The sequence below is a fragment of the Desulfogranum mediterraneum DSM 13871 genome (genome assembly GCF_000429965.1).
In the GTDB taxonomy this organism is placed as follows: domain Bacteria; phylum Desulfobacterota; class Desulfobulbia; order Desulfobulbales; family Desulfobulbaceae; genus Desulfogranum; species Desulfogranum mediterraneum.
The window spans coordinates 1-8,935 of sequence record NZ_AUCW01000052.1 but is presented as its reverse complement, the minus strand read 5'-3'; the positions used below and the strand labels follow the sequence as shown (position 1 = coordinate 8,935).

7 protein-coding genes are annotated in these 8,935 nt (G+C 51.9%); all 7 read left to right on the top strand.

What is annotated here, in order from left to right; translation table 11 throughout:
• Window positions 1-349 (top strand): IS30 family transposase (locus G494_RS23680; protein WP_035246405.1); only part of this gene is annotated, 349 nt, incomplete at its 5' end.
• Between the two features lie 608 nt (window positions 350-957).
• Window positions 958-2,694 carry an SLC13 family permease gene (locus G494_RS0114330; RefSeq protein WP_028585085.1) on the top strand — a complete coding sequence of 579 codons (1,737 nt, stop codon included), beginning with the start codon at window positions 958-960 and terminating at the stop codon, window positions 2,692-2,694.
• 194 nt (window positions 2,695-2,888) lie between these two features.
• Entirely contained in the window at window positions 2,889-4,442 is a 1,554-nt protein-coding gene (locus G494_RS0114325; protein WP_028585084.1) for an acyl-CoA carboxylase subunit beta, read from the top strand.
• 10 nt (window positions 4,443-4,452) lie between these two features.
• A complete protein-coding gene (locus tag G494_RS0114320; RefSeq protein WP_028585083.1) occupies window positions 4,453-4,809 on the top strand; it encodes an OadG family protein in 357 nt (118 codons plus the stop codon).
• A gap of 34 nt (window positions 4,810-4,843) precedes the next feature.
• Window positions 4,844-5,239 carry a biotin/lipoyl-containing protein gene (locus G494_RS0114315; RefSeq protein ID WP_028585082.1) on the top strand — a complete coding sequence of 132 codons (396 nt, stop codon included), beginning with the start codon at window positions 4,844-4,846 and terminating at the stop codon, window positions 5,237-5,239.
• A 40-nt stretch (window positions 5,240-5,279) separates the two neighbouring features.
• A complete protein-coding gene (locus G494_RS0114310; RefSeq protein ID WP_153305890.1) occupies window positions 5,280-6,434 on the top strand; it encodes a sodium ion-translocating decarboxylase subunit beta in 1,155 nt (384 codons plus the stop codon).
• A 32-nt stretch (window positions 6,435-6,466) separates the two neighbouring features.
• A complete protein-coding gene (gene pta, locus G494_RS0114305; protein WP_028585080.1) occupies window positions 6,467-8,584 on the top strand; it encodes a phosphate acetyltransferase in 2,118 nt (705 codons plus the stop codon).
• Window positions 8,585-8,935 lie beyond the last annotated feature (351 nt).

Below are 8,935 nucleotides of genomic sequence, written 5' to 3'. Positions count from 1 at the left end.
ATTGTTGGCTCCCATTAAACAGTTCGTTAAAACAGTGACATTTGACAATGGCAAGGAGTTTACCCAGCATGAAAGCATTGCCAATGAGCTCGAATGTGAGACCTATTTCGCGAAGCCGTACCACTCCTGGGAGAGAGGTCAGAACGAGAATGCCAACGGCCTGCTACGCCAATATTTTCCCAAACAAATGGAACTGATCAAGGTCACGATGGAACAGGTTGTTCAGTCCGTAAACAATCTAAACAATAGGCCAAGAAAATGTCTCAATTTCAAAACACCCTATGAAGTTTTCAACAAACTGACAGGTATCGATGTCAGAAAAATCATGGGTTATGCACTTATCACTTGAATTCAGCAGTTAAAAATTCAGGTCGGGTTTGAAGGAACGTATCGTTACACCAGATCTCCCGGACCCAGGCCGGCTGTTACTGCTGGTCACTGGACAGACAGTTGCAAGATAGAAGCCAACCTTGAGTATTCGCCTTTACCCGTTATCCCCGCCCTGATACGCATCCACAGAATCACCACGCCCTCTTGGGCAGGCGGCAAAATTTGCCGCTACCGGCAAAAATTGCCGCCTGCCCCGGGGGTACCTCGTTTGTGCCACCCTTACGTGCAACTATTTGAAAATAAAAATATTTATTGGTGGTCTCGCCAAGGGGTAAACGTGGCATGGCATTTGCTGAGGTAGCGTAGCATTTGCTGCTACGTATATCAAAGCTTCATTTAGTCGTGAGGCTTTACCTAGTAGTGATGAGTTCAAGTAAATGTGATGAGTTCAAGTAAATTTTGTATCCAAGGAATATTGAAGGAAGAGGGATTCATTCAACGATTACAGGGGTGGAAGTGTACTCCTGACATGGGGCTCCCCAGGGGTAAACGCTTTCAACACACCCGAAAAAGTTGACTGAATTATGTTGAATAACCGAACCACTAAACCGAGGAGAACCTGAACCAATGATCACTGCAGCATGGAACCGGCTATGGGATATGCATGATGAGACCAAGGAGTTGGTCTTTTTCCGTCCCAAGTCCTTTCTCAAGAAAAAACTGAAAAGCGATTATATCTCTTTGAGCGAAAATCGTCAGGAACACGATGTCAATTTAGCGGACGAGATCACCGATGCACCGGCCGAGCACAGGGAACGGCTTAAAACGGAACCAAATGGCATCAAAGAGGGAGAACCAAAGGAATACACCCGCCGGCAAAAAATCGGCCTCGCCATAGGGCCGATTCTTTTTTTCCTGGTTCTTTTTATGCCATCGCCCCAGGGAATGGCTCCGGATGCGCAAAAGATGGCCGCTGTCGCCTGCCTGATGGCCTGTTGGTGGATGTGCGAATCCATCCCCATTCCGGCGACATCACTCCTGCCTATCGCCCTTTTCCCGCCCATGGGAATTATGCACATCAAAAATGCTACAGCCCCCTATGCAAGTCACCTGATTTACCTGTTCATGGGCGGCTTCATAATTGCCCTGGCGATGCAGCGCTGGAACCTGCATCGTCGTATCGCCATGAACATCATTAAGATTGTCGGCTTTGCTCCCAAACGGCTGATTTTCGGATTTATGGTATCAACGGCTATTCTGTCGGCCTTTGTCTCCAACACGGCAACCGCGGTCATGATGCTGCCCATCGGGCTTGCGATCATTACCCATGTTATTGAAGAGGGGAAAAAGGAAGGGCTTGACAGTGAGATCGACTTCTCCCCTGAAAAGTTTGCCTTTGGTCTTAATCTCATGCTGGGCATTGCCTATGGCGCCACCATCGGCGGAATAGCGACCCTGATCGGCTCTCCTCCGAATACTGTCCTGGCCGGCTATCTGCAAAAGACCTATGGCTTTGAAATTACCTTTCTGGACTGGATGAAGGTCGGCACCCCTCTGGTTGTGGTCATGCTGCCGCTGTGCTGGCTCTGGCTGACCAATGTCGCCAACCCCATGAAGCTCAAAAAAGTTCCCGGTGGACGGGATCTCATTGATAAGGAGCTCAAGGAGATGGGACCTCTCAGCACCGGAGAGCGTTGGACCGCCCTGATCTTTGTTCTTACCTCTATCGGCTGGATTTTCCGTAAAAAGTTAGTTTTTCTCTTTCCGCATCCTGACATGCTGACCGATGGTTCCATCGCCATGATGGGTGCCTTGCTTCTGTTCATCATCCCGATCAACCTGCGCAAAAATATTTTCGTCATGGACTGGCACTGGGCCTCAAAAATGCCATGGGGAATTTTGCTGCTCTTTGGCGGTGGTCTCTCCATGGCCACAGGGTTTCAGGAAACCAAGCTTGCCGACTGGATAGGCAGTCAGGTCGGCCTGCTCGGCAATGCTTCGCCCATGGTGATGGTCATGGCAGTGACGATCCTGATTATCATCCTGACCGAGTTGACCTCCAATACGGCGACCGCAGCAATGTCCATGCCGATCCTCTCCGCTGTTGCGGCCGGCCTGGGGCAAAATCCCCTGCTGTTGCTGATTCCTGCGGCAATTACAGCATCCTGCGCCTTCAGTATGCCGGTGGCAACGCCACCAAACGCCATCGTCTTTGGTTCCGGATATATCACCATCCCGCAGATGGTCAGAAGCGGGCTTGGCCTGAATCTGCTGGGCATCATCCTGACTGTTCTGGTTACCCACTTCCTGGCGATACCTATCTTTGACATTGTCATCGGTCAACTGCCGGTCTGGGCACAGTAATGACAGAGAGGAGGACACCGGCCTGAAAAAACATACACTGTTCCTTTCACTAACCAGCTAACAGGCTGATTATAAATAAAATTTACAAGGATACTTTCCTTTTAAAAAAGATATTGCGACACCTGTAGGATTATGCGGCAAGGCCCAGTCCTACACTGTCCCAATTCGATTAACCCATAACAAGGCAAGGACTAATGGCTATCGATCCGAAATTACTTGATGAACTCAACAAACGGCGGCAGGAAGGCTTTGATGGCGGGGGGAGAGAGAAACTGGCCAAGCGCAAGGAGAAAGGGCTCCTGACAGCCAGAGAGCGTTTGGATATCCTCTTTGATGAAGGCTCGTTTCAGGAGTTCGGCATGCATGCTCTAAGCAACAACCATGGCTTTGGCGTGGAAAAGAAAAAAATGCCGGGTGACGGCGTGGTTACCGGCATCGGCTATGTGAGCGGACGGCTGGTTGCCGCCTATGCCCAGGACTTTACCGTCAGCGGCGGTTCCCTTGGCCAGACCCATGCAAAAAAAATCTGCCTGCTCATGGACTATGCCATGAAGGCCGGCATTCCGGTTGTTTGCATCAATGACTCTGGCGGTGCTCGTATCCAGGAAGGGGTACAGGCCCTCTCCGGCTACGGCCAGATATTTTTCCGCAATGTTCAGGCCTCCGGCTTGGTGCCGCAGATCTCAATCATTGCCGGTTCCTGCGCGGGTGGGGCAGCGTATTCACCGGCGCTGACCGATTTTCTGATTATGACCAAAAAAAATTCCGCCATGTTCATCTGCGGACCACAGGTCATCCAGAGTGCAACCGGGGAAAAGGCGAAACTGGAACAGTTCGCCAGTGCTTCCGCCCATGCATCGGTGAGCGGCAATATCCATCTGATCGCCGAAGATGACGGCCACGCTGTGGAGATGTCCAAGGTTCTGCTCTCCTATCTTCCCCTAAATAATATGGATGAACCGCCGCATCAACTGACGGAACAGATCAGCCTGGATGAAATCGACGGGTTTAACAAAATCATCCCGGCTGATTCCAAAACGGCCTTTAATGTACACAAGGTCATCGATTTATTGGTCGACGGCGGAAGCTTCTTTGAAATCATGAAGGATTTTGCCAAAAACATCGTCACCGGTTTTGCCCGGATCGATGGCATGGTTGTCGGTATTGTCGCCAACCAGCCTGCATATAAGGTCGGCTGCCTGGATATTGATGCCTCGGACAAAGCCGCGAGATTTGTCCGCGTCTGCAACATTTATCAGATCCCCATCGTAACCCTGGTTGACGTGCCTGGTTTTATTCCGGGACTGGCACAGGAACAGGGCGGAATTATCCGGCATGGGGCCAAGATGCTGTTTGCCTACGCCGCGGCCACGGTTCCCAAGATTACGCTGATCATGCGCAAGGCGTATGGCGGTGCCTACCTGGCAATGTGCAGCTCGGATCTTGGCGCAGACCTGGTCTATGCCTGGCCAACTGCTGAAATTGCGGTAATGGGGGCAGACGGCGCGGTGAAGATTATCTATAGCAAAGAGCTCAAGAAATCGAAAAATCCGGAAAAACTGATGGCAAAGCTGAACGCTCAGTACAGGGAAGAGTTTGCCTCACCCTATCAGGCAGCGGCCAATGACTTGATCACCGACGTCATTGATCCCGCGACATCACGCGGAATTATCTCTTTGGGGCTGAGGAGTCTGCTCTCCAAGCGGGAAACCAGGCCGCCCAAGAAACACGGGAATATCCCACTTTAGAGGAGAGGTTATGAACAATGTTGCATCAACACAGGGCTTTTCGGATGCGTTAGTGCATCTTTGCGGCTTCTTGTTTGTGGTGCTGGTGCTGGCAACACTCTGGCTCGTTGTCGAAGCCATTGGCGTCTGGTTCCGCAGTCAGGAAAACAAAAAGAACGCACCAGTTGTACAGAAAGAGGCGGCTACTGTGCCGGAAAAACCCGCAGGTAGCGGTGACCAGATACCGGAGGAGCATCTGGTCGTGATTGCTTCAACCGTTGCCCTTATGCTTGGCAGACAACACCGGCTTGTCTCCATCCGCAACAGCGGAATGGACTGGAGCCGTGAAGGCCGCAGACAACATCTGCAGTCGCATAGTTATCGATAATTCTTTTAAATAACAAACAGGACAAGAAGATCCCATGAAGAAAATATTACGTATTAGCGTTAATGGACAGAGCTATGATGTTGAAGCCGAAATTTTTGATGATTACCCATCAGCAGCTGCGCCTGCTGCCGGCTCTGCAGCAATCAGATCAGCAAGCGCCGACGCCACGCCCACTGCTGCGGCTCAACCGAGAACAGTAAGTAACCCCTCGGCGGCAGCTGGAGATATTCCCAGCCCGATCGCGGCAACGGTCGTCTCCGTTCTCGCGCCTGCAGGAAGTGAAGTGGCCGAAGGAGATGTCCTGATGGTGCTTGAGGCGATGAAGATGAATACGGAAATCACCTCCCCCTGCGCAGGAAAAGTGACCACGGTGAGCGTCAGTCAGGGACAGACCGTTGAAGAGGGGCAAACTTTGATGACTATCGCCTGATCAGTCACCTGAAGGCGTTTTAATCAAAGGAGAACTTATTATGGAACTCATTTACGAAACCCTCCAAGCCGGTGGTTTCTGCCTGCTGAGCTGGCAGATGGTCTTTATGTGGCTTATTGTCGCGGCCCTACTCTATATGGGTATTGCCAAGCAATACGAACCCTTGCTGCTGGTGCCGATTGCCATGGGGGCGCTGCTTGCCAACCTGCCCATCGAGCAGATTATTCTGAAAGCTCCCGTATATGATGGAGTGGGACACATGACCGAGGCTGGTGGTCTGTTTTACTATATCCAGCAAGGGGTCAAGATTGAGCTGTTCCCGCCCATTATTTTTCTAGGCGTGGGGGCACTGACCGATTTCGGTCCACTCATCGCAAATCCGAAGACGCTTCTCCTGGGAGCTGCTGCCCAGTTCGGTATATTTGTCACCTTTCTGGGGGCCGTTGCAAGCGGCATCTTTCAAATCAGTGAAGGGGCAGCCATCGGTATCATCGGCGGTGCAGATGGCCCCACCTCCATCTTCGTGGCCAACAAACTGGCTCCTGATCTGATGGGAGCGATTGCTGTGGCAGCCTACTCCTACATGGCGCTGGTTCCGGTTATCCAGCCGCCGATCATGCGTCTGCTGACCACGGAGAAAGAGCGATGCATCCGTATGAACTCACTGCGAAAGGTAGGGCGGACTGAAAAGCTGATCTTTGCCCTGGTGGTGATGACGTTCTGCCTGGTCTGTGTACCGGATTCCGCGCCACTTATTTCGATGCTCTTTATCGGCAACATTCTCCGGGAGTGCGGGGTAACCGAACGTCTGGTCAAGGCTGCCCAGAACGAGATCATCAATATCGTGACGATCTTTCTTGGTTTGACCGTCGGGCTGAAGATGTCTGCCGCTAATTTCCTTGATCCAAAAACCCTCGGCATCCTGGTGTTGGGTATCTTTGCCTTTGGCATAGCCACGGCATCCGGAGTTGTAATGGCCAAGCTCATGAACCTGGTATGGCATAAGAACAAGATCAATCCGCTGATCGGTTCAGCCGGGGTGTCTGCGGTGCCGATGGCGGCCCGGGTAAGTCATGTTGAAGGGCAAAGGGCGGATAAATCCAACTTCCTGCTTATGCATGCGATGGGGCCCAATGTTGCCGGTGTTATTGGTAGCGCTCTGGCAGCCGGTTATTTTATTTCTGTTTTGGGATAACCTGATCATTGGCTTAAATAACGAGGCATTACATGTCAAATAATCTCTATATAACGGCATCGGAAGAACGAAGCGGGAAGTCTGCGATCGTCCTCGGAGTCATGCAGTATCTCCTCAAAGAGGTACAACGTGTCGCTATTTTTCGTCCCATTATCAATGATCATGAGTTTGGCCGTGTTGACCATGATCTGGATCTGATTCTCAAATATTTTGAGCTGGATGTTCCCTACGAGGATACCCATGTCTTCACCATCAGTCAGGCACGGCAGCTGATCACCAGCGGGCAGGAAGAGCTGCTGTTTGAACGAATCCTGCAGAAGTACAAGGAGCTGGAACGAAAGTACGATTTTGTCTTGTGCGAGGGGACGGACTCCTGGGGAAAGGAGGCGACTTTTGAGTTTGACTTAAATGCCGATATTGCCGACAACCTGGGTGCCCCGATGCTCGTTGTTGCCTCCGGGCGGGATAAAGGCACAGACGAGATCTGTGCCAATGTCGCCATCACCCTGGATACCCTGGAAGAAAAGGGTATCGATCTTGCCTGCTGTATCATCAACCGGGCTCCAGAGGGTTTCCTGGAGGCAACAGGGGGGAGCATCAAGTGCCTGGAGCAGTTTGAGCGGGGCATGCCGCTCTATATTATTCCTGAGAATAAGGCGCTGGGCAACCCGTCCATTGATAATGTCAAACGCTGGTTGGGAGCTGACCTACTGTTCGGCAAGGCCAGCATGATGACCCTGGTGGACAGCTATCTTGTTGCTGCCATGCAGATCGGCAATTTCCTTGAGTATATCAAGCCGGACAGTTTGATTGTTACCCCGGGCGATCGTTCGGATATTATTATATCCAGCCTGGCTTCCCGAATTTCAAGCTCCTATCCCAATATTGCCGGTATCCTGATCACCGGTGGGATTGATCTGCGATCCAGCGTGGAACAACTCATCAAGGGTTGGACCGACGTTCCGGTCCCGGTTTTATCTGTTGAGTCAAACACCTATGATACTATTCAGTCTCTGAATGAGCTCTATGGCCGTATTGAGGCCAGCGATGACAAACGGATCGCCACGGCCCTTGGCTGGTTCAGCAAGCATGTCAACGGCAAGGAACTCTGTGAACGGGTTGTCTCCAGAAGCTCGGGAAGGATAACGCCGAGAATGTTTGAGTATTCGGTGGTGGAAAAGGCCGCCGCTGACAGGCAGCATATAGTCCTCCCTGAAGGGTCTGGCGAGCGCATTCTCCATGCGACCGACATCATTCTTCGCCGGGGTATTGCCAACATGACCCTCCTTGGGAGGAAAAGGGACATTGAGATCAAAGCGGCAAAACTGGGCCTCAATATAGAGGGGGCCAAGATCATAGATCCACCGAATTCGGAACATTACCAGGACTTTGCTGACACCTATTTTGAGGCCCGCAAGCACAGGGGCATTGTCTTTGATGTAGCCCGTGACCGTATGGGTGACCCGACCTACTTCGGCACCATGATGGTGCACAAGGGGCTGGCTGACGGGATGGTCTCCGGTTCGATCACCACCACTGCCCAGACCATTCGCCCGGCCTTTGAATTTGTCAAGACCAAGCCCGGGGTATCGGTGGTTTCCTCCATCTTCATCATGTGTTTCCAGAGCAAGGTGCTTGCCTTTGGCGACTGTGCGGTTGTGCCTAATCCGGATGCCCGTCAACTCGCTGAAATTGCCATTTCTTCTGCAGAAACAGCCCGGGTCTACGGTATTGAGCCCAGGGTTGCCATGTTGAGCTATTCCACCGGAATCAGTGGCAGCGGCCAGGATGTTGAAAAGGTGGTTGAGGCGACCGAGATTGCCAGGAAACTGATCAGCGAGCGCAACCTGGATTTCCCGCTGGAAGGACCCTTGCAGTACGATGCCGCTTTTGACCTTGAGGTGGCGAGATTAAAATCCCCGGACTCGGTGGTTGCCGGACGGGCGACGGTTTTTGTCTTCCCTGATCTGAACACCGGTAACAATACCTACAAGGCGGTGCAGAGAGCTGCAGGTGCCGTCGCCATGGGGCCTGTTCTCCAGGGACTCAATAAACCGGTGAATGACCTTTCCCGTGGCTGCACGGTCCATGATATCGTCGATACCGTTGCCCTGACCGCCATACAGGCACAGGAGGCCAAGAGACAATAAGTTGCCGCAGAAACCACATCTTAGGGCAGTCATATCCGGTGTCTGTCCGAAGATGGGGCATCTGTGACCCCTTACAGAAGATATCATAGTGAGCAGTGGCATCAGCAGCAAGGAGAGTGCGTGCACTTATCACCTAAATCCAGGAGAGTTGGGAGTTTTTGAAATAATCCCTTCGAAGGGACATCCCCGCCGGCAGACTGGGCCAGCTGGTTTTGAGGGCAACGCCAGGGTTGAAAGAAAAAGCAAGCTTTTAAGTTGGGCTTAAGCCCCGGGCTTTTCATGATACAGGTCATTAGGGCTAATCTCCTGGCGGGTAGTAAGAGCAGTTACGATGGATACATTATTCATTGT